Raw genomic sequence first — 24,623 nt, forward strand, 5'->3', positions numbered from 1 at the left:
TGATGGCATGCGGCACAATAGTCGCAGTTATTTGTTTTCTTCTTCATCCACCTCTTCAAACTCAGCATCTACCACGTTTTCATCATTGCTGCTACCGCCCTGTTGCTCAGCACCAGCCTCTGGACTTCCTTCTTGCTGTGCTACGTTTTCATACATTTTTTCAGATATTTCATGGAATACCTTCGTCACATCTTCAACGCCTTGCTTCATGGCATCTAAATCATCTTCTTCTAGGGCTTTTTTCAGCTTATCTAATTCCGCTTGAACTTTTTCTTTCTGATCTGCCTCAATCTTATCTTCTACTTCTGTTAAGGTTTTTTCTGTCTGATACACAAGGGAATCTGCTTGATTTTTTACTTCAATTTTTTCTTTTTTCTGTTTGTCTTCTTCAGCAAACTTTTCTGCCTCTTTGACTTTCTTTTCGATTTCTTCTGGACTTAAATTGCTAGATGCAGTAATCGTTATTTTTTGCTCTTTTCCTGTACCCAAGTCTTTAGCAGATACATTCACTATTCCGTTAGCATCGATATCAAAGGCAACTTCAATCTGAGGTACTCCTCTTGGAGCTGGTGGAATTCCACTAAGCTCAAATCGTCCAAGGGTTATATTATCGGCTGCCATGGGTCGTTCGCCCTGAAGCACATGGATATCAACAGAGGGTTGATTATCGGCTGCTGTTGAGAATGTTTGGCTCTTTTTAGTGGGAATGGTGGTGTTTCTCTCAATTAACTGAGTAAAGACGCCACCTAAGGTTTCTATTCCTAGGGATAACGGAGTCACGTCAAGTAGTAATACGTCTTTGACTTCACCTGTCAGCACACCACCTTGGATCGCAGCTCCCAAAGCCACAACTTCATCTGGATTCACGCCTTTGTGGGGATCTTTTCCTGTAATTCGTTTGACAGCATCTTGAACAGCAGGGGTTCTTGTAGATCCTCCAACTAAAATAACTCGATCCAGTTCTTCTGCTTTTAACCCAGCATCTGATAAGGCTTTTTTCATTGGATCAATGGTTTTATCCACCAAGTGTGAAGTCAGTTCATCAAATTTAGATCTAGTAACATCTAAATTCAAGTGTTTTGGTCCTTCATTAGTCGCCGTAATAAAGGGTAAGTTAATATTGGTTGTCATGGTACTAGACAACTCTTTTTTTGCTTTTTCTGCTGCTTCTTTCAAACGTTGTAATGCCATTTTGTCTTTTGACAGATCAATGCCTTCCTGCTTTTTAAACTCACTGGCGATATGATCAATCAAAACCTGATCAAAATCGTCCCCTCCAAGATTATTGTTTCCGCTAGTAGCCAGCACTTCAAATACGCCGTCTCCTAACTCTAAGATTGAAACGTCGAAAGTTCCTCCGCCCAGGTCATAAACCAGAATTTTTTGCTGTTCATCCACTTTATCCAACCCATAAGCAAGTGAAGCTGCTGTTGGTTCGTTGATAATTCTCAATACGTTCATTCCAGCAATTTTCCCTGCATCTTTTGTTGCTTGACGTTGGCTATCTGAGAAATAAGCTGGTACTGTTACCACAACATCGCTTACGGTTTCACCCAGATACGCTTCCGCATCTGCTTTCAATTTTTGAAGGATCATTGCTGAAATATCCTGTGGTGCATATGCTTTGTCATCAATCTTTTCACTATGATCCGTTCCCATATGTCTTTTAATGGATTGGATGGTTTTTTCTGAATTTGTCACAGCTTGGCGTTTGGCTGGTTCTCCAACAATTCTTTCTCCTTCTTTTCCAAAAGCCACCACGGATGGTGTGGTGCGATTCCCTTCGGAATTCGGAATAACAACTGGCTCTCCACCTTCTAACACGGCTACACATGAATTTGTTGTTCCTAAGTCAATCCCTATTACTTTACTCATTTTTTTATTCCTCCTTGATGGTTCAATATAATACTCAAATTTAATTTTTATTTATACACTTTAACCATGGCAGGCCGTAAAACCCGTTCATCAATGGTGTATCCTCTTTGCAGTTCTTGTGCCACTGTTTCCTTAACCTCATCTTCATCACAAGGTTCTGTCATGACTGCATGATGTTTATTCATATCGAAAGCCACACCTTTTGTTTCTATGGGTTGGATGCCATGTTTTTTAAAAACCTCTAAGGTTTGCTGGTAGATCAGCTCTACCCCTTTGTAGATTCCTGCATTCTTGTCCTCTGTGGCTTCAAGCGCCCGTTCCAAGTTATCTAATACAGGCAAAAGGTCTTTCGCCAGGTTTTCACATCCATAGATATAAAGATCTGCTTTTTCTTTTTCCACTCGTCTTTTATAATTCGTAAATTCAGCCTGAAGACGAAGAAGCCTATCGTCCCCTTCTTGTTTCTCCTCTTCTTGCTTTAATGTTTCTTCCTCGACTGTTTCTTCCTCAACTGTTTCTTCCTCGACTTCTGTTGCTTCTTTTTCTGTTTCCAGTGTTTTATGCGTTTGTTCTTGTTTTTGTTGTTCTTGTTCTTCTTGTTCTTCTTGTTCTTCTTGCTTTAGTTCTTCCTTGTATTCTTTCATCAATTATAAGCACCTGCCTTTAATTATCATCTGTGTACATAAGGAGAGTGCAAAGTCATTGCTTCGCACTTGATCATGTCATTAATATGATTGGTCCTTTAAGATCTGTGTCATCATTTTACTTACCTGTGCTAATACCGACATAACACGATCGTAATCCATACGAGTCGGACCAATAATGCTTAACTGCCCTATGGTTTCTTGATCTAAGTGATACGTAGTTGTAACAATACTGCATTCTTTTGCTTCTTGAATCGTGTTTTCATTCCCAATTGATACATTCAATCGACTTGAATCTTGACGTGAAATCAACTGGCCAATGGTCTTTCTTTCTTCTAAAAGATTTAAAAATGACCTCGCCTTTGTCAAATCATTGAACTCTGGAAAGTTAAAAATGTTGGTTGTACCACTTAAATACAAACTAACATCACTGACTTGCTCCAGGGTTTTAAACATCTCAGGTAACAATGCATATACTGTATTGTGGAACTGGGCCAACTCTTTTTTCAAGTCATCTGCCATTCGTATTTCAATTTCTTCTAAGGTTGAGCCTGCGAATTCCTGATTTAAGAAATTGGAGATTTTTTCTAACTCTTCCTGCTTCATATCTGGCGGAATTTTAAATATAGGATTCTGTATAAGCCCTGTGTTTGTAATGAAAATGGCTAACATCGTGTCCTCACTCAATCGTGCCAATTGAATCTGTTTAATACGACTCTTCTTTACTTGAGGCGCTAAAACAATGGATGTGTATTGAGTGAAGTCAGACAATACCCTAGACGTATACTCTAATAATTGTTCTAATTCGCCATATTTTTTAAGTATATCGCTTCGTATCTGTATCCTGTTTTTCTTGGCTGTTCTCTTAATCTCCATCAGCTTATCGACATAAAGTCTGTATCCTTTATCCGATGGAATCCGTCCAGCAGATGTATGTGGTTGCTGTATAAAGCCCATTTCTTCTAAATCAGACATTTCATTTCTAATCGTCGCAGGACTTACCCCTAAATCGTATTTTTTAGAAAGACTTCTAGATCCTACAGGCTCTGCAGATTCAATGTAATCCCTGATAATAGCTTCTAAGATTCTTAGTTTTCGATGGTTTAAAGCCATTTACATCACCTTTGCATCCCCTTCGTTGTTAGCACTCTCGAGTGTCGAGTGCTAATTCTTGATATAAAAATACCATTTTGCTTGACTTTTGTCAACCCTACTTCTGGATTTTTCTCCTATGGCTGCTGGTTACATAAAAGCAACCAGTACTTGGTCTGCTAAATCAAAGCCTCTTTCGGTTAGTTTTATCCGTTCTCCATCTAGACACAATAAATCTTTCTGCCTCAACTCTTGTATCTCATTTCCAAACAAAAGGAGGCATGATTGTTTATGTTTCTTATAAAAGGCCTTTAAGGATATTCCATCCCTCAATCTTAGGCCTAAAAACAATGTTTCTCTTATCGACTCCATCTGGCTGATGGGCTCTCTCATCAGAACTGGATAACACCCTTGCTTTAACATGGATTTGTAATCCTTTATGTTTTCTACGTTGCCATACCTCTCTCCATTAAAGTATCCATGTGCCGCTATACCCAAGGCCAGGTATTCTTCATTTTTCCAGTAGGTGAGATTATGCAAACATTCATAACTAGGTTTGGCATAGTTTGATATTTCGTAGTGTAGATACCCGCTTTTTTGAAGAGTTTCAATGGTTTTTCGATACATACGCCACTCCAGTTCTTCCTCTAAAGGGTTTTCTAGTCCCGCCTTCATTTTTTTATAAAGGGTGGTTCCTTCTTCATAGGTCAAACCGTAGCATGACAAATGCGGTAAATTCATGGCGGTAACATACTCAATGGTCTCCACCCAGTCTTGCATCTGTTGACCTGGTACGCCAAAAATAATATCCGCATTTATATTCGAAAACCCTTCTCTCCTAGCCTGTATCACCTGTTGATAAAAATCCTCTGCACGATGATGCCTTCCAAGAGTTTTTAATAATGGGGTCTGCCTTGCCTGCAATCCAAAGCTAATCCGATTAATGCCACTTTGCCTGTAACCATGAAGTCTTCGTTGATCCATATGTCCTGGGTTGGCTTCTACCGAAACTTCTGCGTCTGGCATCACATTAAATGTAGATTTAAGCGCTTTCATTAGCTTTATCATCTCTTCACTGGAAATTAAAGATGGAGTCCCTCCACCCAAAAAAATGGTTTTAATGCATCGGTTTTCCAAGAGTTTTTGATATAACTCCATCTCTAACTCCAAGTATCCAAGGTATTGGCTTATTTCAGATTCACTACCAACACAGGACACAAAATCACAATAATGGCATTTAGAAGCACAATACGGGATATGAATATAAATACTTATAGGTGCACAGGTTTTCATCAATCAACCTCCAAAAATCAGGAATCAAGTTTTAATACGGACATAAATGCTTTTTGAGGGACTTCTACACTGCCGACTTGACGCATACGCTTTTTCCCCTCTTTTTGCTTTTCTAAAAGTTTGCGCTTACGGCTAATGTCTCCACCATAACATTTGGCCGTCACATCCTTACGCAGGGCTCTGATGGTTTCTCTCGATATGATTTTTTGTCCTATGGCTGCTTGCAGTGGTATGGCAAATTGATGCCTTGGAATTTCATCTTTCAACTTCTCACACATCAATTTTCCGCGTTCGTAGGCCTTACTTTCGTGTACGATGAAAGATAGTGCATCCACCTGTTCACCATTGATTAAAATATCCAATTTTACTAGCTTGGATTCCCGATAACCCAACATTTCATAATCTAAAGATCCATACCCTCGTGTCTTGGACTTCAATGCATCAAAAAAATCAAAAATTACTTCATTCAACGGCAACTCATATTGTAGGGTGACACGTTTTTCATCTAAGTAGTCCATACTTATCATGGATCCTCTGCGCTCTTGACAAAGCTCCATTACCGCTCCAACATAATCATTTAACACCATGATAGCCGCCTTCACAATTGGTTCATCTATCTTGGCTATTTCCTGTGGTTTAGGCATATTAGCTGGGTTTTGGATCGAAACCATCTCTCCATCCGTCTTATATACCTGATAAATAACGCTAGGAGCTGTTGTAACAAGATCTAGGTCAAATTCTCGTTCTAATCGTTCTTGCATAATCTCCATATGAAGCAACCCTAGAAAACCACATCGAAAGCCAAAACCCAGTGCTGCAGATGTTTCATGTTCAAAAACAAGAGCCGCATCATTTACTTGTAATCTTTCCAGTGCATCTCTTACATCTTCAAACTTTTCCCCTTCTGCTGGATAAACGCCACAGTAAACCATTGGCACCACTTTTCGATAACCTGGAAATGGACTTTCCGCTGGTCTCTCAGCATCTGTAATGGTATCCCCCACTCGGCAATTACGCACATCCTTTATACTGGCAGCAACATATCCAACATCTCCAGCTTTTAAGGATTCCTGCGGAATCGGTCCTGGCGAAAATAAACCCACCTCTGTTACTTCAAATTCTTTTTTTCCAGCCATCATTTTAATCTGCATTCCTTTTTTAAGTTCGCCATCCACCAGTCGAATATAGCCAATAACGCCACGATAATTATCGTATACTGAATCAAATATCAATGCTTTTGCAGGTGCTTCTTCGTTTCCTCTTGGGGCTGGCACACGTTGAACCACCGCTTCCAAAACATCTTCAATGTTAATGCCTTCCTTTGCAGAAATAAGTGGAATTCCTTCTGTGTCAAGGCCAATCACATCTTCAATTTCTTTTTTTACTTCCTCCACTCTAGCACTAGGAAGATCAATTTTATTAATAACAGGAATAATTTCAAGATCCTGTTCCAATGCTAGATAAACATTGGCTAAGGTTTGTGCTTCAATCCCTTGAGCTGCATCTACGATTAAGATAGCCCCTTCGCAGGCAGCCAAGCTTCTTGATACCTCATAGGTAAAGTCAACATGTCCCGGTGTATCGATGAGATTTAAACGGTATTCTATCCCATCCTTTGCTTTATAGTTTAATCGAATGGTTTGGAGCTTGATGGTAATGCCTCGCTCACGTTCCAAATCCATATTATCCAGCAGCTGTTCTTTCATTTCTCGATGGCTTACTAAACCTGTATGTTCAATGAGCCGATCGGCCAAGGTTGATTTTCCGTGATCAATATGTGCAATGATGCTAAAGTTTCTGGTTTTATTTTGACGATTTTCAGACAAGAGAATTCCTCCTTCAAGGATATCAATCAGAGTAACCAATTGATTATATCACACACTTATAATTTCTTTCAATGAAAAGCATCTATGGATACATAGAATTCATTAAAAATATATTGATTTCTTTTCAATCTTTTGGTAATATTAGAATGTTAATGCTCGTATAAGGGGGTGAATAGATTGGCCAATATAAAATCAGCAATGAAAAGAGTAAGTGTCATTCGGAAGAAAACAGCACGTAATAAAATGATCAAATCCCAGCTCAAAACTGCCATTAAGCGCTTTGAAGAGGCTATTGACAGCGAACAATTTGACCTGGCAAAAGAGAAATTGCAACTTGTTGATAAAAAGCTTAAGCAAGCTGCTTCCAAAAATGTTATTCACAAGAACAAAGCTTCCAGAAAACTTTCTCGCTTGACAAAAAAACTTCAGCGTACTGCTTCTTAAAAAGTATGATCTCAAGTCAGATAGTTGTCTTAGAAAGACTGATGAAGGAATGTGGTGTTCCAAATCCATCAGTCTTTTTTAATGAAAAAATCTACCCCGCCTTTGTTTCTCCATGATCAAGAGGACTCCTTGCATATTTCTACCATCATTAACTCCATACTGGAAATTGCATCCATCTTCCCACTTTTCAGCCTACGATCAAGCTGGTTAAATCGATTCAATAGTTCTATTAATTTTCTTTCTTCAAAATTCTTACTGTACTTCAGACTCTTTTGAACAGCAAAAGGATGCTGTTTTATTTTTGTTGCCATTTTTGCTGCCGTATACCCGTATTGATCCATTTCCTTGACCCGTAGCATGGTTTTAAATTGATTTCTCAAAAATCCAATTATTTTCATCACTGGCTCCCCATCTGCCATTAACTGACGAAATCGCACTTGTGTTTCGGCTATTTTTTTCTGACTCAAGCTATCTATCAGTTGAAAAACATCGTTCTGGAATGTATATATTGAGCTTTCTTTCACTACTTCTTCGGTGATTTCTTTCTTCGATCCCATGTAAGCAGCCATTTTTTCAATTTCACTGCTAATATCATGAAGGGACTGGGTAGGGTTCCTGCTTAGATAGTCAAAATTATTTATTAGGGCTTTCTGAGCCTTTGCTGAAATAGTTTTTCCTCGCTTTTCACACTCAATGATCACCCATTTTTTCAAATCACTTTCCTTCAGTCTTTGAAATTCAACGGAACAACTTGTCTTTTTCAGTAATTTTGTTATCCCTTTTCTTCCATCTGGTTTCCTTTCACAAAAAACAGCTAAGCAGGTTGTCTCTGGCGGCGAACTTAGATATGCTTTCAGTTTTTCTTCATCTCTACTATCTAGTGACGCTCCTTTTGTCTCTAGAAACCATGGATTTTTCATTATGACCAACTTTTTTTCTGCCATTACTGGCAAGGTTTCACAGCTTTCTAGCAACATATCTACCGTAAAAGATTTCTCTTCAAACCTTGCCAGATTAAAATCCTCCATCGACCCTGGTACCACTTTGTGTTTCAATAACTCTATAAAGCGTTGCATCAACAAAATTTCCTCACCAGTTATAAAGTAAATGGGATGGAGTTTCTCTGCGGATGTGTTTTTTAACTTAATCAATTCCTGCATAAACGTGTACTCCTTCATTCGTATGATTTTAACACTTGAAAACCCAGAACATTTTTAAAATGATCCAACGCCATTAGATGAGCCTCTTCATTAAAGCTGGCCACTAAGCTTTCATCTATAATCGCCTTGAATCCCTTATGATAAGCTTCGATGGCTGTATGAAGCACACAAATATCCGTACAAACACCAGCCAATTCAATGGTCTCTATTCCTTCTTGTTTTAAAATAAGGTGCAAAGGGGTTCCACAAAAAGCAGAATACCTCTTTTTATCCATTCGATAGACTCGTCCAGGATTTTTCTGTTCCAGTTCATTGATCAATGGGTGAATGCTTCCATAAAGCTTTCTTCCTTCAGACCCTATTAAATTGTGAGGCGGAAACAACTTATGTTCAGGATGAGATTCTTCCTTTTCATCATGAAGATCATTGATGACAAAAATCAGATCTCCACTTTCCGAAGCCTGTTGGATTTTTTTTACAATCGCTTTTTCGATAGCCTGTGCTGGTTTTCCAACCGTAAGTTTTCCATCATTTGCTACAAAATCTCGGGTGTAATCTACTAATATAAATGCTTTTTTTTCCTCCATATTTTTCATTACAATCGCCTCCTGTCCCTATTAACAAACATTATGAATCCTAGTTTTTTCATTAGAAATCATATCTACAGCCAGCAGAACTCCTAGCATCAGCAAATAGTAGATCATCAAAAACTTCATAGGCATGGTTTCAATCGATATAGAAGCATATTTCCATTCGGCCATCATGCTTATCAAACGAATCATATATAGTAAGATTCCATTCACCACGTGCATGATTATCTCAGCAACCAAAGGCATCCAACTGAAAAACCAAGCCATCAGTGTTAAGATCATGAGTGTTCCTAGTACTGGAAGAATCAATAGGTTTGATAGCGGAGCCATCATGGATAGTTCTTTAAAATGATAGGCCAGAATTGGCCAGGTACCAATTTGAACAATCAACGTTATGATGAGAAGTTTGGATCCTGGTATCTGAAATTGATTTTTCTCCTTTATAAAGCCCAACCCCACTATGATAGATGCTGTCGCAAGAAAGCTTAGCTGAAAGGAGATACTCTTTATCATAGAAGGATCTGCAGCCACAAATATCATCGCCGCCAGTATCAATGCATTTCCAGGATCGTAATGTCGCTGAAAGGAAAAGGATAACAACATGATAGTGATCATAAATCCAGCCCTCAACATAGAAATTGGTAACCCTGCCATTAATGCATAAAACCATACCATAGCCATGGTGATGACCTTGGCTTTGCGTATGCCTACACCTAATCCCTTGGTTATTTCATGAGCTGCCATGGCAATAATGCCAGTATGAAGGCCAGATACGGCTATGATATGAGCGGTTCCTGTTGTAGCAAAAATAGCCCGCATATCTGAAGATAAATATCCCTGATTCCCCAACATAATGCTTTTCAAAACCTTGCTTTCTGGAGGGTCCAAATATTGTTGAATAAAAGACTGCATAGAGTGCTTTGCTTTGTTGGCAATTTCTATTAGAAAGAATCGATTCACTGGTATATGTTCCATCTCCTCGAATTCGGCTCTTAACACCCCTTGAAATCCACGATCTTTCAGAAACTGGTAATACGTATTTTCTGTATCCTTTAACAAATTTTCTGCCACCGTAAAATCATGGATCATGATCCGATCTCCAGACTCATATGTTCCAAATACAAATTCATTGTTTCTAGCCTCCACCATTATCTTACCTGTAATAGGGTAACTGCTGGGACTTGTTTTTAAATGAATTTCTTTTATAGAAACACTATAGCGAACATGCCCAAAACTGCTATGATGCGTTTCTAGCAAAACACCTTCTATCCCATCGATTTGATGTAATGAAATAATATCATTTTCTAGGTAATCCATAAAAGTTTCCTGATGTTGATGTCTGTACCCCAGAAACATACCTGTAACGAAAAAGAGGATGGCGATCCATATAGGCGTTCTTTTAAGATTTGTTACAAACAGACCTCCTACAGCTAAAGATCCTCCCCATAGCCACATTTTAGATATATAACTACCTAGCAACGTCACCATTGCTACTCCAGCTAAAAAAGAGATCCCCGCCATCATCATAGGTCTTTTCATACGTGACGCTCCTTCGCTGTCTCCGATTCCAGCTTAGCTACTTCTCACACCTGCTTGACGATTTCTTTACCCTTCTATTCAATAAAACAACACTAGCTAATACGGTTAAGGGTACTGTTAAAACCAGTCCAATACTACCAGATAACGCCCTTACCACTTCTGTAGCAATCATATCTAGATTAAGGATATCGATCATGGTTGCATCATAGGCCATAAACAACAGGAGTAACGGCAGCGCTGCACCAGTATATGCTAATATCAACGTATTAGACATGGTTCCCATAATGTCCTGCCCAACATTCATTCCAGATTTCATCAGCTCACGGATCGATATATCCGGACGCACTCGTCGAACTTCTTCCATGGCCGAGGCTACGGATATACCTACATCCATGACAGCCCCAAGGGCTCCCATAATAATACCAGCAAAAAGTAGATCTCGGAAATCGAAGTTCACATCTTGAGGAATATACATCAACATGGTAGCCTCTTGACTGGAAAGTCCTGTTAGTTTTACTTGGTTCCCCGCCCAAAGCATAACAAATCCTGCTGCCATAAGTCCACCCAAAATACCTATGATTGCCGAAACGCTTTTGCCATTCACTCCATTAATGATAAAAATTGTAACAAGCGTAATCACAAAAGAACAAAAAAGCGAAAGCACAATGGGCGAGTAGCCCTTGAGCATACCAGGTAATAAAACGTGAACAATCATAAAAAAAGTAATGCTAAGGGTCAACAGTGTTTTAAGTCCTTTCCATCGCCCGATTAATAAAAGCAACAAAGAAAAAAGAAGAGCTAATTTGAAAATAGAACGATCACGTACGTATTCGGTGATATGAAGTGTGTATTCACCATTTTCCGAATATTCCTTCATTAGCAAAACCCGTTCTCCTGGCTCAACTGGAATATCATATACAGGATGATCACTCAAGTGATTTTCCACAATTTCGATTCTTCCTTCCAAGGAGCCGCGATAAATCTCCAGGGTTACTTCTTGTATGGCAAATGAATCCTCAGAGCCGGATTTTTCCACTTCCAACACGATCCCTCTCAATGTCTCCATGGTGTCTTCGGCTCTATTTTCAATCAGGTCCTGGGCTGCAGCAAAACTCTGAAATAGTAACATTATGGATATCACCGTAATTACCAGTGATTTTTTCATCTCTCTTTCCCTCATTTCTCTAAGGTTTCATGATTTTTTAATCCAAGCATTTTTCTTTTCAGCCGATTTAACTCATGGTGAACCGGTTGATAAAAAGGAATCATTCTGCGGGCTTTATAAAGATGCCAACGGGCTTTTTCGCTCATATTCATTTCAAGATAAATTAATCCCATTTGATAATGAAGGTACCCACTTTCAGACCCTTTTTCAGCCACTTGTTTTGCATATTTCAGAGCTTCTTCCGACTCCTTTAAATGATAAAAGCATATTTGCGAAATATTCATTAATGTATAATGATCTTCAGGAAAAGTCTTCAGCACCTTAAGATAATAATCTTTTGCAGGCTTATACTGTTTTTTTTCAAAAAAACAAGCCGCCATTCCAAAAAATGTATCTGCTCGATATTCTTCCGTAAACTCTTCTGAGTCTCCACGCAACGCCTTTCTGTAGCATTGTAGTGCGTTTTCCACATCTTCCATTTCATATAATAAATCTGCTAATAGCTTCCAGTAAAAAGAATTTCTCATATCTTTTTCCAAGGCTTTTTTCAATACATCTACTGCCAAATGAGTGTCTCCTACGTTACCAAGAGCCATAATGTAATTATGCATTAAATACTGGTTGGATGGGTGTTTCTTTAATGAAGCCTTCAATATATCCATCGCTTTTTCCATCATCTCATTCAATAAATAAAGATTGCTCATATTTAAAGCTGGTAATGGCGAATCTGGCATCAGTCTCATTTGTATTCGAAGACATTTTTCAGCACGATGAAAGTCCCCTGCAAGATCATATTGATAAGAAAGGTCTTCAAAAATGCTATCTCTATGATATTTTTTCAAAAAGGATGGTCGATGTTGTAACAATAACAATAGTCCATAATAGGCATTATCAAATTGATTTTCCTTCATAAGTCCTTTTATTTCTTGAAAAAAAATACCATAGGTCTCCTTATTCGATTTTCTTTTTTGAAAACAGTACTTTTGTTGCCATTTTTTTTCGAGGACTTCATAGGAGTAGGGTTTTCTGGGGTAAAATACGTTTCCATTGATCCGATGGTTGCCTACCATTTCATAGATATCCGATAAACTCTTCTTGACCCCTTTTTTTGAATCCATTTGGATCTTAAGCCAATACCCAGGAATTCCTTGATGTCTATTTTTTGCTTGAATGGACCGAATATTCCTCACTGTTTCCCTTTCACCGAAACTCGAATTATACCTTGTCCATATTTTAGTAACATCCTCTTCCCTCTTAATCTGCAGTAGCTGTTGTACCAATCCCTTTTGCTCACTACTGTTCGAAGAAAATAGATACAAAATCATTTTGTTCCCCTTCCTCATTGAATCAGCCACGCTGATTTTTCTTTTTCTGTTGTTTCAAGGTATACTATTACGCCTGTTTCCATATTAACCTTGGATACTCTATCGTACACATCCACGTGACTTATTATCTTTTGTGTTGTATTAAGATCTGTTCGCATCATGTTTATTTTATCCTCTTGGTCTACAAAGTAGTATATCTGATGACCAACTAAAAAAAACATGGGTAATTCATCGGATACATTGGTCACAGAGACATTTCCGGTCCGATTATCTTGAATGAACAACTCCGATTTCCCTTCTTGCTGTATCCTAAAAATCAGGTACCCCTCTCCGTAAAAGTACACGTCTTCTTTCAAACAACTTGTACCATCCCAGGCCGGTAAGATATGTGTTCTCTCCATCTCTTCTTGTAGGTGAAGAATGTGAAGCCTTATATCCTGGTTTTGATCTTTGCTGACATACAAAGCATGATGCCCATCTTTTGCTACCAACGGGCCTTCCAGTATTTCAAAATCTGGATTCGCTTGTCCTAGAAGCGTCATTTGACGCCTTTCTCGAAAATAAATGCCCATCTGTAATGTTTCTTCGAAGCGAAATACAATGATTTGATCATCTTTACCCCAAACAGAATAAGTTCCCGGAATATGGGATATCAACTCACGACCTGAATCAGTCCCATACAAGCTGAATCCAGCGGAAAAAGAATCAGTTTTTTCTGCATCTACCAACAAATAGCCTCCTTGGGGTGAGATGCGAATTTGTTCAGACCATTCTTCAGGCTTCAGTGTTTTATCTTTAATGGCTATTTTTTTGCTTTGTTTCTTAATCACATGGTAGCTGTATAAAGAGTCCTCGGTATCATCAAAATACAATACTTTGTCCCGCCTAGAATTGAAAACAATTTCCGGTAATACCATTTGATTTTCCATAAGTTTCTCTCTAGATCCTAAAGAGTCTCCCCAGTGATGGATCAGGTGATATCGCCCCTTCTGATCCTTGGACACCACGAAAACACCTTGATCCCCAGTTTCAATCTGGAGGATTCCATGCTTCTGCTCCACATAATATCCACCGACAGACTGGATAGAAACAGGTTTTAAGCCTTCTTCTGCTACGTCAATTTCATAGGCTTTCGTTAATTCATCGTTGATCATTAAGGGCTTCGTCGAAATAAATCCTTGATATATAGCCCATTGTTGACGAGGCCACTTTACTTCATAGCCTATGTCCAAGGATTTTAAGGAGGGTTCTGCCTCTTGCGGTAAAAACCAAGGATCCTCCCAAGGCATTGTCATGTCCATTCTTTGTTCTTCTTTAACGGATTCCTTGCCGCATCCTGCCAGCACAAAAATCAATAGGGTTAGACCAAAAACTATGATAAAATATTGTTGTTGCTTCATAACCAATCACTCTTTCTTTGTTTTCGACACAAAACTTAATCCAAATGAACAGGAGCTGCCTTTTAATGAATCAACAGCGAAAAATAATCATGATCCTTTTGATCGCTTCCCTTTTTTTAGTAAGCTGTAGTCCTTCTTCTGATGCATCCTCTCTAAAAGTTCATATGATCGATGTTGGTCAAGGCGACAGTCTTTTAATCCAATCACCCCAAGGGATAAACATGCTTATCGATGGAGGTCCTCCCGAGAATAGCCATCAATTAATGGCTTATTTGAAGCGGCATAACGTGAAACAAATTGATTATGTGCTTGCGACTCATCCACATGCAGATCACATTGGCGGATTGCTTTCTGTCATGAAAGAAATCCCTGTGAACCGAGTTATCATGCCTGCCGTTACGCATACCAGTCTTTTGTATGAATCTTTTCTGGAAGCCATCGACGAAAGTCAAGCAACGATCCAAATTGTTGAAACTTCTTCTCGCCATACCATAGAGGATGACCTGTTTTTCGACATTCTCTACACAGCCGTGGATTACGGTTCAAACTTGAATAACTGGTCTATTGTGATGAAACTCCAACATCAAGAAATGTCTTTTTTGTTTACTGGAGACATAGAGACTCAGGCAGAAAAAGATCTGGTGGATCGTTTTTCTCCAGTACAACTATCTTCCGATGTACTAAAAGTGGGACATCATGGTAGTTTAACATCCACTACTGAACCCTTCCTTACTGCTGTTCAACCAAAAATTGCATTGATTTCTTGTGCTAAGGACAATGCCTATGGTCATCCTCACCATCAGGTGATCCATCGGTTGAAAGCCAAAGGTGTTTGGATTTATCGAACTGACCTGCAGGGATCCGTCATTTTATACAGCGACGGAGAAAAAATTTGGTCTCATCAAGAACCCATTAATCTATCTCCAGTTTCTACGACTGAGATTTCTCCGCAACTTCATAATTCTATCACGAATCATTTCTGCTGTCTCTCCTGTGATGCCGTACCGTTCCATAAACAGGCTGTCTAATTGATTCCAGTACTGCTCACGTAAGTTATCCTCCTTTTCCTCCATCATCATTTCAACCAACTCTACTACGGATTCTTCCTGTTCAAAACTATCTGGCATCGGAATCGGAATCCCTTTCAACGGGGTGGCATATAGCTCTAGATCTTTCCCCTTCGTTTTTCCATAAAAATCTAAGTAGGCATAACATAAGGAAGAATTGAGCCACCCTAACAAATAAAAAGGAGAAAACCATGCCTCCGGCTTCATCTGAATATAATAAACATCTGCACTGGCATACCAAGCTTCTGGGGCCCATGCAAAAATATTGTACGCACATCGTTGAGGGGCAATTATTTTAGGTTTTTCAAACAAAGATTGCTTTCTAGGCCAATGTAATGCATACCATGATCGAATCCCCAACTGTACTTCTCTTCTTTTTTCAAGAATTGGCCGAAACTTTTCTAAATGGTCATGAATCTTTGGGAAATCATGAATGTCAGGCATGTTTAGATCTGTCACATATAGGATCCACTGATCCTGTCGTTTGCGTGGTAAAAATGACATCATATCACTATTTTTATGAAATGGCTTCAAGAATTTTTTTTCCTCTTCTGAAAACCCTATCTCTTCAACTTCCTTGCTCGTCAAAACAAAGATACCTTGATTGCCTTGCCAGTCTGGATAGGCTTTCTGGTGCTTTTCTGTTACTTTATCTGCACCACTTACCAAACCCTGATTCACCGTGCATAAATCCTTAAGCTGATACGTCGAATGGTTTATTAGTTTTTCTAAGGCAGGTTTTATAATGGTCGGTGGTCTTAACAACAATTGGCCTCGCTCATCGAATAAATCTGAAGAAGACTCATAAGTAACCCTTCTCACCCCAAGAACTGATGCTTCAACACCCTGCTGCTTTAAAGTAGAAAATAAATCATTCGTTTTCCCTTCATAGGTACCTGCAAAAACAATTGTTGAAGATTTCCGTGGGTTACCAGCCTTTTTTGACAAGCTATAAATTAAATTATGTTGCCCCTTTGCCTGGTGAAATACTTTTTTATTTCCTAATTGGAGAATCCAATGAAACTGCACGTTCGTTTTCAGATGTTGCCTTAGTTTCTGAGCACCATCTGCTGTCCCAAAGTAGGATGTGGTAATATAACATATCCTACCATTTTCCTTTAATAATTCATGGCCTCGATAAAGAAAAAAATAAAAATAATCCATGTTTCTTTCATAGTACTTCCTGCCAAAATTCGTTTCTTTCGCCTTTTTAAAGATGTTTTGATTGCCTTTTTCACCTATATACGGCGGATTTCCAATAACAAGGTCATATAGTTGTCCGCAGGGCGGTTGCCATAAAAGCCCGTCGGAACAAAATATCGGCACTTTTATTTTGTCTTGAATAGCCTGCGGTGTTTCGAAGCGAAGTAAGACTTCGGCCAATACAGCCGCTTCTGCTTCTTGGTCCACACCAGTCAACTGGTTTTGAAGGATATGACCAATCCATTCACTGTCATCAATTTCCCATTGCAATTCTTCTGCCATATCTCTTTGAAGGGCCAATAACTGTTTTAATCCTTCTCTCAGAAACATCCCACCACCACAAGAAATATCAATTATCCGAATGCTTCTTAAGTAGCTTAGCCGCTCCTCCATTGTATGACCGATTTCCCCATTAGATAAGAGGTCTCTCAAAGATTGACTAACCATAAAGGCCGCCATTTCTTTTCCCGTATAAAAACTTCCAGTCTGATCTTTATAGCTTCCTTTGAGGACTTCTTGATAAAAATTTTCCAATTCAAAAGGTTGGGGGACAGGCACACAATCAAAGGCATCCTGAATGCTAGGGATGCACTTCTGATCAAGAAAATCAAAGGCATCTTTTAAAAATCTGCAATTAGTTTGCTCTAATACCCTTAACCGATGGGCTGTTTGTTTGTTCTGGCCATCTTTACCAAGAATGTATGTCAATATCCATAACAAAATATAATGAGTTTTCATCCCATATGCATCGTGTATTCTTTGTATCTCTTGTTTGCAAATACTCATCCAGTCTTGTGACTTTCCCATGAATTTCTCCCTCGTCCATTTTCTTTTTATTGCTTTATTATACCATATAGCAAGATGCAAATCTTCTACTAGCCATGATAGAAAATGGCGTTCTAAGGGTATCAATAAAATAAGTAAAATATAATGGAATCCAGCTATTTTGCCGATACTATAGGTGAGAGGTGATCTTATGTCTAAAATTTCTTCTGTAAATAAAGACCGTATATCCACCTACTATTTCAATCGAAAAAACACGAATCAACAGGTTTCCACTGTAGATAAATTAGAACGAGTTAATCCAGTGAAAAACTCGATGTCCAATGCAAGTGAAAATTTCTTGCTTTTTTCTGATATGTTTTATGGCAAAATTCACGACTTGAAACAATTCTACAAGAAATTTTATGCACGAGAACAAGCTTTAGAGGATGCCTTATCCAAGTTCCGACAAAATACACAAGATCAGGAGGCTGATGAATGGATTGGTCTTATGATCGAATTATTTCTTAAATACAACCAGGCTTTAGACAGTTTAAAAGACTTTGAAAATGAGATTGGCTTGGATCACAGCACAAAAATAATTCAAACAGTTCGAAAATACTTGTCTCCCCTAGGAGACCTTGGGGTCCAACTGAAACCAAACGGTCATTTGAACGCCCAAGCAGAAACATTGCGTATCCGATTAAAAGAAGAACCTAGCCGAGCTAATTTTTTGTTCCACTATCAACACGGCTTGCTTTTTGAACTAAATCAACTGTTTAAAAAGATTCAGGCAAAACCAAATCAAAGTATTTTTGTTGAAAAAATGGAGCAAACCCTACATCATTATGCTAGCGGACAAATCGTTGATAAAAAATCATAAAACAGAAAATATCCTTTGACAAATCGCACTAGCCTGTTGACATAGCACTCCGAAGACGATATACTATTAAAGTATTTTGATATCTTATGCGGTAGTGCTGGAATCGGCAGACAGGCAGGTTTGAGGGATCTGTGTCTTAATGGCGTGTGGGTTCAAGTCCCACCTACCGCACCAATCAGTATATAAGATCGACAGAGAAAAAAAAACGAAGAGCCTAGGCTCTTCGTTTTTTTCTCTTAATCTATTCTTGTTCCATAGGTGTCACTATATATGCAGATTCAATACCTCGAAAAATATTATAAACATCGGGACGTAGATCACCTCTTAAGGTTTCACGATGTAATATAGCATGTTTCTTGAAAAACAAACTGACATAGGGCATCTCTTCCACGAACAACTCCTGAAACTTCAACCATTCCTTCTTTTTCTGATTTGGTTCTATTGCTGCAAAAATATCTTGAAGAACTTCATCCATTCTATCATTTTCATATCGAATAAAATTTCCATCCGCTTTCTGAGTTGAATGAAAGGCAAAGGACATATCTGGCAAGATGGACAGATGCCAACCTGTTAAAATCATTTCAAAGCTTCCTTCTTTTGTTCTTTCTTGCAGCTGCTCCCACGCCACAGCTTCCATTTCCGTTTCTAAGCCCATAGCTGTCAAGGATTCAGCAATGATCTGTGCCGTTGCTACTCTCAGCGGATTATCCTCATTGGTTAACAACGTAAAGGTGGTCCCTTCTGGTATTTCCATTTCCTTTATCATGCTTTCTGCCAAGTCTACGTTATATTCATATTTTATTTCTTCCATCTGATTTAACCATGATTCTGGAGAAACCGGTGTATCACTTATAATACCATGATTAAAATACAACTTCTGAAGAATTTGCTCCCTGTCTATGGCATATGCAATAGCTTGCCGAAGTTCTTTTTGACTTAACCATTCATGATCAAAATTAAATCCAATAAATTCATAACGGTTTGACAAAAATGATTTCCCCGTTACTTCATCCCGGTCTGTATGCTTAGTCCAGTCAACAGATAGAGGTTCCACTAAATCAATTTCTCCACTTTCGAACATGGACATAGCCGCTTCCCGATCTGGTACTACTGTCACAAACATTTCTTTAATATAAGGCTTTTTTCCCCAATATCCATCAAAAGCATTCAACTCAAAAGACCTTGTTTTATCATATTTTTTAACTCGATAGGGTCCTGTCCCAAGGATTGGGAATTTATCTGAATTCAACAGGTTTTGGCCAGTATCTGCAAAAACATGTTGTGGTAACACTGGAAATACCATGGCTTCCAAACCACTGCTAAAAGGTCTACTGAAACTAACTCTCACTTGGTGATCTGCTATTTTACGTACATCTGAAATCTGATTGATGATATCGGCGTGCACAAAGGGATACTCTAACTGATTCAATTGTCTTTTCATAGCATTAACGGTAAACACAACATCTTCAGCCACAAAAGGTTCCCCGTCATGCCATTTTACATCCTGCCTCAATGTAAATACAATACTCTGTCCACTTTCATCCCATTCCCACTCTTTGGCCAATAAAGGAACTACTTCATGGTTTTCATCTAAGGTAACTAAACTTTCATAAATCAAGTGGTACATCTGCGTTAAGCTTGGATTTCCATTAAAAAGCGGGTTTAATGTGTCGGATCTAGTTACTGCAAAATGAAGAGGCCCACTATCCTCTGGATTTACTTCTATTTCTGTTGTTTGATCTGTTTGTTCTTCCTCTTGTTCCGTAGATGAATCCTGACAAGCTAACAACGTATTCATTATCAGAAACAGGCATATTGCTATAGCCCATCTTTTTCCCATTTTCAATCAAAAAACCTCCCCTTTAAGCTAATTGTGTTTGTATAAAGCGTTTCTACTTGATGCATCAATTGTTCCAACCCATCTTCGTTTTTGATAATAATATCTGCTTGCTGTCTATTTTTATCTTGTCCCGGCTGAGCTTCGATCCTTCTCATTGCGTCTTCATAGGTGATGGCATCTCTTTCAAGAATGCGGCTGATTCGTATTGCTTCCCTAGCATCTACATACCAAACCGTGTCCACCTTTTCATGAAGGCCGGTTTCAAATAGCAAAGCAGCATCAATCACTAAAATTTCTCCCTCTAGATCATCTAGAAATCGAAGAACTTCTTTATCTATTTCTTCTAAAATATATGGGTGTAAAATCCGATTTAAATCCTGTCGTTTTTCTTGGTCTCCAAAAACAATTTTTCCAAGCGTTTTTCGGTCTAACGTTCCGTCTTCCCTTATTATTGAGTTCCCAAATTTACGTATGAGTTTTTTAAGTGCAGGTTGATTTTTCGCCACTACTTTTCTAGAAACATTGTCTGCATCAATTACAGAAGCACCCATCTTCTTTAAGATCTTTGTGACGGTGCTTTTCCCAGAACCGATAGGACCTGTTAATCCAATAATTTTTTTCATTGATATAGCCCCTATTTTGCGTCATACCAGTTGCCAGCCACGGACAGATCCACTTTCAGAGGCACTTCCAGCTTTATGGTGTTTTCCATCTCATGTCTGAGTATTTCAGCTACTGCCTCTATTTCTTGTTCAGGCGCCTCGATAATCAATTCATCATGCACCTGCAATATGATCTTTGCCTGATATCCCTCATCTTTTAACCTTCGATAGACATTCACCATGGCCATTTTGATAATATCTGCTGCCGTCCCCTGTATAGGAGTGTTCATAGCCAAGCGTTCTCCAAAAGATCGCTGGTTAAAATTTCTAGAATGAATTTCTGGAATGTATCGAATCCGGTTCATCAACGTTCGAACCGACCCTTTTTCCTTCCCTACTTTTATCATTTCGTCAATGTACTGTTTTACACCTGGATATTGTTGAAAATATTCATCAATGTATTGTTGTGCTTCTTTTCGACTTATATTTAAATTAGTCGCTAATCCATAATCGCTAATGCCATAAATAATACCAAAATTCACTGCCTTCGCTTGACTACGCATGGAGTCGGTTACCTCTTCTATGCTCGTCTTGAAAATCTGTGCCGCCGTTCTAGTATGAACATCGGATTCTTCCCAAAATGCTTTCATCATTTCTTCATCTTTGGCTAGATGAGCCATGATCCGCAGTTCAATTTGAGAATAATCTGCATCAATAAACCGATATCCTTTCCTTGCTACAAAAATTTTACGTAACCGACGGCCCACCTCTGTCTTTACCGGGATATTCTGCAGGTTAGGCTCCGAACTTGAAATGCGACCAGTCGCTGTTACTGCCTGATGAAAGGTCGAGTAAATCCGCTTCGTCTCTGAATTTAAAATAGCTCCCAATCCATCGATGTAGGTGTTTTTAATCTTAGTTAGTTGTCTATACTCCAAAATAAGAGGTATGATTTGATGCTTATCCATTAGTTTTTCTAATACTTCAGCATTTGTAGAGAAGCCTGTTTTAGTCTTTTTCACAGGTGGTAGTTTTAATTTTTCAAATAGAACTTCCCCTAACTGCTTTGGAGAATTCAAGTTGAATTCCACTCCTGCCATGTCAAAAATACGACTCATATTTTCTTCAATATTTATTTCAAATTCTTCTTTCAACTGATTCAAGTAGTCCTCGTCAATGCCAATGCCTTCATGTTCCATAACCGCCAACACTTGTGTTAAGGGTAGTTCCGCTTGATCATACAAGGTATCTAGCTGTTCTTCTACCAGTTTTTCTCTAAGCGGGGTATGCAATCCGTAGATACAGTTAATGGCTTTTGATAAAAGTAACTGAATCTGATTCGACTCCACATCCTGAGGTTGTTGCTTTTTTTTGCCTTTCCCCAACCATTCTATTGGTTCTTCCATTTTAAGACCATCGTAATGGGCCGCCATATCTGCCAGTGCATAACTTGATTTCGATGGATTAATTAAATAATCCGCCAACATGATATCAAAGTTTTGACCTCGTAAAATTTTGTTTTTTTCCAAAATCCAACTGCATTCTTTTTTTAAATCATGGGTCACTTTTCTCATGTTTTCATCTTGAAGCCAGTCAACAAACATATCAAACATATTCTGTGATGTTTCATCATCTCCAAGCCTAAACCATCCAGAAGCATGGTTATCACCTAATATAAACGCCACAGCTGATGGCAGCTGGACTGGAGCACGCCTATCATCCATCAAGGTATAATAGATTACTTCCCCTACGTCAGCTGCTTTCTCTTGTATTTCCCGAACCTGCTCCATCGTTGTTATTTCATGAATCGACACTTCTTGTCTTTTATCAGAAATTCCAGCTTCAGGTTTAGATATTTTTTCTAACAAGCGACTAAACTCAAACCTTCGAAATAACGGCATCAACACATCGTATTTTAATTCCATAGGTCTCATATCTTCTAAAGAAAGATCAAGCGGAACTCCAGTTTCGATGGTGGCTAATTTTTTGCTGAGTACCAGCTGCTCTTGATAAACTTCTACTTTTTCTTTTAATTTTTTATTGCTTATTTTATTTTGTTCTTCAATAATTCTATCAATCGATCCAAACTCTTTTAAAAGTTTAATGGCCGTTTTAATGCCCACGCCTGGAATCCCTGGAATATTATCTGAAGAATCTCCCATCAACCCTTTAAGATCAATCATAGCTTCTACTGGCACTTCAAATTCTTCTATGACTTTTTGAGGATCATATATTTCAATCTGTGAGATTCCTTTTTTGGTAATCATTACCGTAGTCACTTCTGATACCAGCTGAAGAACATCTTTGTCTCCAGACACAATGTATGTATGGCAGTTATTCCCCTCAGCCAGTTTTGTTACAGTGCCAATTAAATCATCTGCTTCAAAGCCCTCAAGTTCCATTCGGTAAATTCCCAAAGCATCTAAAATCTCTTTCAATGGTTCTACCTGTTCAGCCAGCTCTGGAGGCATTTTCTTTCTCCCTGCCTTATACTCCTTATATTCTTTATGACGAAAGGTGGGAGCTTTGAGATCAAAAGCCACTGCAAAATAATCTGGTGCTATATCCTCTCTCACTTTAAAAAGCATCGTTAGAAAACCGTAGATTCCATTGGTATGAATTCCTTCTCGATTCGTTAATGGTGGCAAGGCATAGTATGCCCTATTCACTAAGCTATTGCCATCTATAATAAGCATTTTTTTCAATCCCACAATCAGACACTCCTTTCCTTGCACGTTTCCCTTTGACATTGTACCACGTTTCAACCTCTTCAGTAAACAAAGATTCATTGTGAATCAAATCCTTCTGAATGAAATCATCTTGACTTTTAGAAAAGAACATGGTATGATAATTTTTGTAATTCGCCGCGGTGGCGGAACTGGCAGACGCAGCAGACTCAAAATCTGCCGATGGAAACATCGTGGGGGTTCGATTCCCTTCCGCGGCACCACTATTTCACCAAAATATCCTTCGAGGTTCTCGAAGGATATTTTTTTAAATTGCATTTCTCTAATCTAAGGAGTTGAGTAGCCTTGAAAGATGAAGTTCGTTTTCAAAAAGCAAAAAGAGTTTCCTTAGTTAGCATCCTAGGAAACCTTGTATTAACCGTCATGAAACTTATCGTTGGTTTTCTCGCCGGCAGTACTGCCTTAGTAGCCGATGCTTTCCACTCTGCCTCCGACTTGATAGGCACCGTTATTTTGCTCAAAGGAATGCAAATTGCACATCTACCTGCGGATAAAAACCATCCTTTTGGACATCATCGGGCGGAAACCATTACTTCAGAAATTCTTGCCGTTATTTTAATGATTACAGCCGCTGGCATCGGATATGAAGGCCTTCGTACCCTCACTTCAGAAACCATCAAGATCCCTGACATAGCAGCGGTATATGTGGCTTTTCTTTCTATTGTTGCAAAAGAGCTGATGTACCGATATTCTTCAAAAATTGGCACAGAAATCAATAGCGATGCCATCATTGCAGATGCATGGCATCATCGTTCCGATGCTTTTTCCTCTATTGCTGCTTTGGTGGGCATCGTAGGCTCAAGATTTGGAATGGCTTTTATGGACCCATTAGCAGCCCTTTTTGTTGCCTTGTTAATTTTCCGTGCTGGTATTCAAATATATCGAAAAGCTGTTGACACCCTAATGGATACGGCTCCTTCCAAAGAAACTCTCAAGGAGTTAATAGATACCATCTTACATGTGGAAGGCGTTGAAAAAGTCGATGATCTGCGAGTTCGTCGATATGGCTCCAAGATGATTATTGACCTGAAAATCAGTGTTCTCCCAGAACTTACGGTAGAAGAAGGCCATGGTGTTGCTGCCAGAGCCAAGTCCCAGATTTTAGAGTTAAATAGCAGTATTCAGGATGTGCTCATTCACGTAAACCCCTTCTACCGCCAATAAGA

Annotated in this window: 19 protein-coding genes and 2 tRNA genes; 6 read left to right on the top strand and 15 right to left on the bottom strand. The window is 38.8% G+C overall.

The window, feature by feature from the left end; translation table 11 throughout:
- Positions 1-27: 27 nt before the first annotated feature.
- From dnaK to lepA, 5 genes are all read right to left on the bottom strand, one after another.
- Entirely contained in the window at positions 28-1,875 is a 1,848-nt protein-coding gene (dnaK, locus tag ACZ47N_RS02500; RefSeq protein WP_464887568.1) for a molecular chaperone DnaK, read from the bottom strand.
- Positions 1,876-1,922: 47 nt separating this feature from the next.
- On the bottom strand, positions 1,923-2,519 hold the full coding sequence (gene grpE, locus ACZ47N_RS02505) for a nucleotide exchange factor GrpE (protein ID WP_464887569.1): 597 nt from the start codon (positions 2,517-2,519) through the stop codon (positions 1,923-1,925).
- 81 nt (positions 2,520-2,600) lie between these two features.
- Positions 2,601-3,632: a heat-inducible transcriptional repressor HrcA gene (gene hrcA / locus ACZ47N_RS02510; RefSeq protein WP_464887570.1), complete on the bottom strand. Its 1,032-nt coding sequence runs from the start codon at positions 3,630-3,632 to the stop codon at positions 2,601-2,603.
- Positions 3,633-3,761: 129 nt separating this feature from the next.
- Complete coding sequence (gene hemW / locus ACZ47N_RS02515; RefSeq protein ID WP_464887571.1) at positions 3,762-4,904, bottom strand: radical SAM family heme chaperone HemW; 1,143 nt, start codon at positions 4,902-4,904, stop codon at positions 3,762-3,764.
- Between the two features lie 17 nt (positions 4,905-4,921).
- On the bottom strand, positions 4,922-6,730 hold the full coding sequence (gene lepA / locus ACZ47N_RS02520) for a translation elongation factor 4 (RefSeq protein WP_464887572.1): 1,809 nt from the start codon (positions 6,728-6,730) through the stop codon (positions 4,922-4,924).
- A 168-nt stretch (positions 6,731-6,898) separates the two neighbouring features.
- On the opposite strand from lepA, the gene rpsT reads away from it, so the two are divergent.
- Positions 6,899-7,174 (top strand): 30S ribosomal protein S20, encoded by a 276-nt coding sequence (rpsT, locus tag ACZ47N_RS02525; RefSeq protein ID WP_464887573.1) that lies wholly within the window; start codon positions 6,899-6,901, stop codon positions 7,172-7,174.
- Between the two features lie 116 nt (positions 7,175-7,290).
- Here the strand turns inward: rpsT and holA are convergent, their stop codons facing one another.
- From holA to ACZ47N_RS02555, 6 genes are read right to left on the bottom strand one after another with little or no spacing between them, the layout of a single operon-like run.
- Positions 7,291-8,334 (bottom strand): DNA polymerase III subunit delta, encoded by a 1,044-nt coding sequence (gene holA, locus ACZ47N_RS02530; RefSeq protein ID WP_464887574.1) that lies wholly within the window; start codon positions 8,332-8,334, stop codon positions 7,291-7,293.
- 14 nt (positions 8,335-8,348) lie between these two features.
- Entirely contained in the window at positions 8,349-8,930 is a 582-nt protein-coding gene (locus tag ACZ47N_RS02535) for a cysteine hydrolase family protein (protein ID WP_464887575.1), read from the bottom strand.
- Positions 8,931-8,951: 21 nt separating this feature from the next.
- A complete protein-coding gene (locus ACZ47N_RS02540; RefSeq protein ID WP_464887576.1) occupies positions 8,952-10,463 on the bottom strand; it encodes a ComEC/Rec2 family competence protein in 1,512 nt (503 codons plus the stop codon).
- A 37-nt stretch (positions 10,464-10,500) separates the two neighbouring features.
- Entirely contained in the window at positions 10,501-11,628 is a 1,128-nt protein-coding gene (locus ACZ47N_RS02545; protein ID WP_464887577.1) for a YibE/F family protein, read from the bottom strand.
- A gap of 11 nt (positions 11,629-11,639) precedes the next feature.
- The gene (locus tag ACZ47N_RS02550; RefSeq protein ID WP_464887578.1) at positions 11,640-12,953 is read right to left on the bottom strand and encodes a tetratricopeptide repeat protein; all 1,314 of its coding nucleotides are present in this window, start codon (positions 12,951-12,953) and stop codon (positions 11,640-11,642) included.
- A 14-nt stretch (positions 12,954-12,967) separates the two neighbouring features.
- Entirely contained in the window at positions 12,968-14,353 is a 1,386-nt protein-coding gene (locus ACZ47N_RS02555; protein WP_464887579.1) for a hypothetical protein, read from the bottom strand.
- A gap of 65 nt (positions 14,354-14,418) precedes the next feature.
- On the opposite strand from ACZ47N_RS02555, the gene ACZ47N_RS02560 reads away from it, so the two are divergent.
- Positions 14,419-15,381, top strand: coding sequence for a ComEC/Rec2 family competence protein (locus tag ACZ47N_RS02560; protein WP_464887580.1), 963 nt, complete (start codon positions 14,419-14,421; stop codon positions 15,379-15,381).
- On the opposite strand, the gene ACZ47N_RS02565 is transcribed toward ACZ47N_RS02560, so the two are convergent.
- The gene (locus ACZ47N_RS02565; protein WP_464887581.1) at positions 15,271-17,430 is read right to left on the bottom strand and encodes an Eco57I restriction-modification methylase domain-containing protein; all 2,160 of its coding nucleotides are present in this window, start codon (positions 17,428-17,430) and stop codon (positions 15,271-15,273) included. The genes ACZ47N_RS02560 and ACZ47N_RS02565 overlap by 111 nt on opposite strands.
- 169 nt (positions 17,431-17,599) lie before the next feature.
- Between ACZ47N_RS02565 and ACZ47N_RS02570 the strand changes: the two genes are divergently transcribed.
- Both ACZ47N_RS02570 and ACZ47N_RS02575 read left to right on the top strand, forming a co-directional pair.
- Positions 17,600-18,268: a hypothetical protein gene (locus tag ACZ47N_RS02570; protein WP_464887582.1), complete on the top strand. Its 669-nt coding sequence runs from the start codon at positions 17,600-17,602 to the stop codon at positions 18,266-18,268.
- 88 nt (positions 18,269-18,356) lie between these two features.
- Positions 18,357-18,442 (top strand) — tRNA-Leu (locus ACZ47N_RS02575).
- A 67-nt stretch (positions 18,443-18,509) separates the two neighbouring features.
- On the opposite strand, the gene ACZ47N_RS02580 is transcribed toward ACZ47N_RS02575, so the two are convergent.
- The 3 genes from ACZ47N_RS02580 to polA are packed head-to-tail and all read right to left on the bottom strand — an operon-like array spanning position 18,510 to position 23,421.
- On the bottom strand, positions 18,510-20,108 hold the full coding sequence (locus ACZ47N_RS02580; protein WP_464888405.1) for an ABC transporter substrate-binding protein: 1,599 nt from the start codon (positions 20,106-20,108) through the stop codon (positions 18,510-18,512).
- Between the two features lie 2 nt (positions 20,109-20,110).
- Positions 20,111-20,731: a dephospho-CoA kinase gene (gene coaE, locus ACZ47N_RS02585; RefSeq protein WP_464887583.1), complete on the bottom strand. Its 621-nt coding sequence runs from the start codon at positions 20,729-20,731 to the stop codon at positions 20,111-20,113.
- An 11-nt stretch (positions 20,732-20,742) separates the two neighbouring features.
- Positions 20,743-23,421 carry a DNA polymerase I gene (polA, locus tag ACZ47N_RS02590; protein ID WP_464887584.1) on the bottom strand — a complete coding sequence of 893 codons (2,679 nt, stop codon included), beginning with the start codon at positions 23,419-23,421 and terminating at the stop codon, positions 20,743-20,745.
- Between the two features lie 152 nt (positions 23,422-23,573).
- Here polA and ACZ47N_RS02595 point away from each other — a divergent pair.
- Positions 23,574-23,660 (top strand) — tRNA-Leu (locus ACZ47N_RS02595).
- Positions 23,661-23,742: 82 nt separating this feature from the next.
- On the top strand, positions 23,743-24,621 hold the full coding sequence (locus tag ACZ47N_RS02600; protein ID WP_464887585.1) for a cation diffusion facilitator family transporter: 879 nt from the start codon (positions 23,743-23,745) through the stop codon (positions 24,619-24,621).
- Positions 24,622-24,623: the final 2 nt, after the last annotated feature.

The sequence above is a fragment of the Tindallia texcoconensis genome (assembly GCF_055383815.1).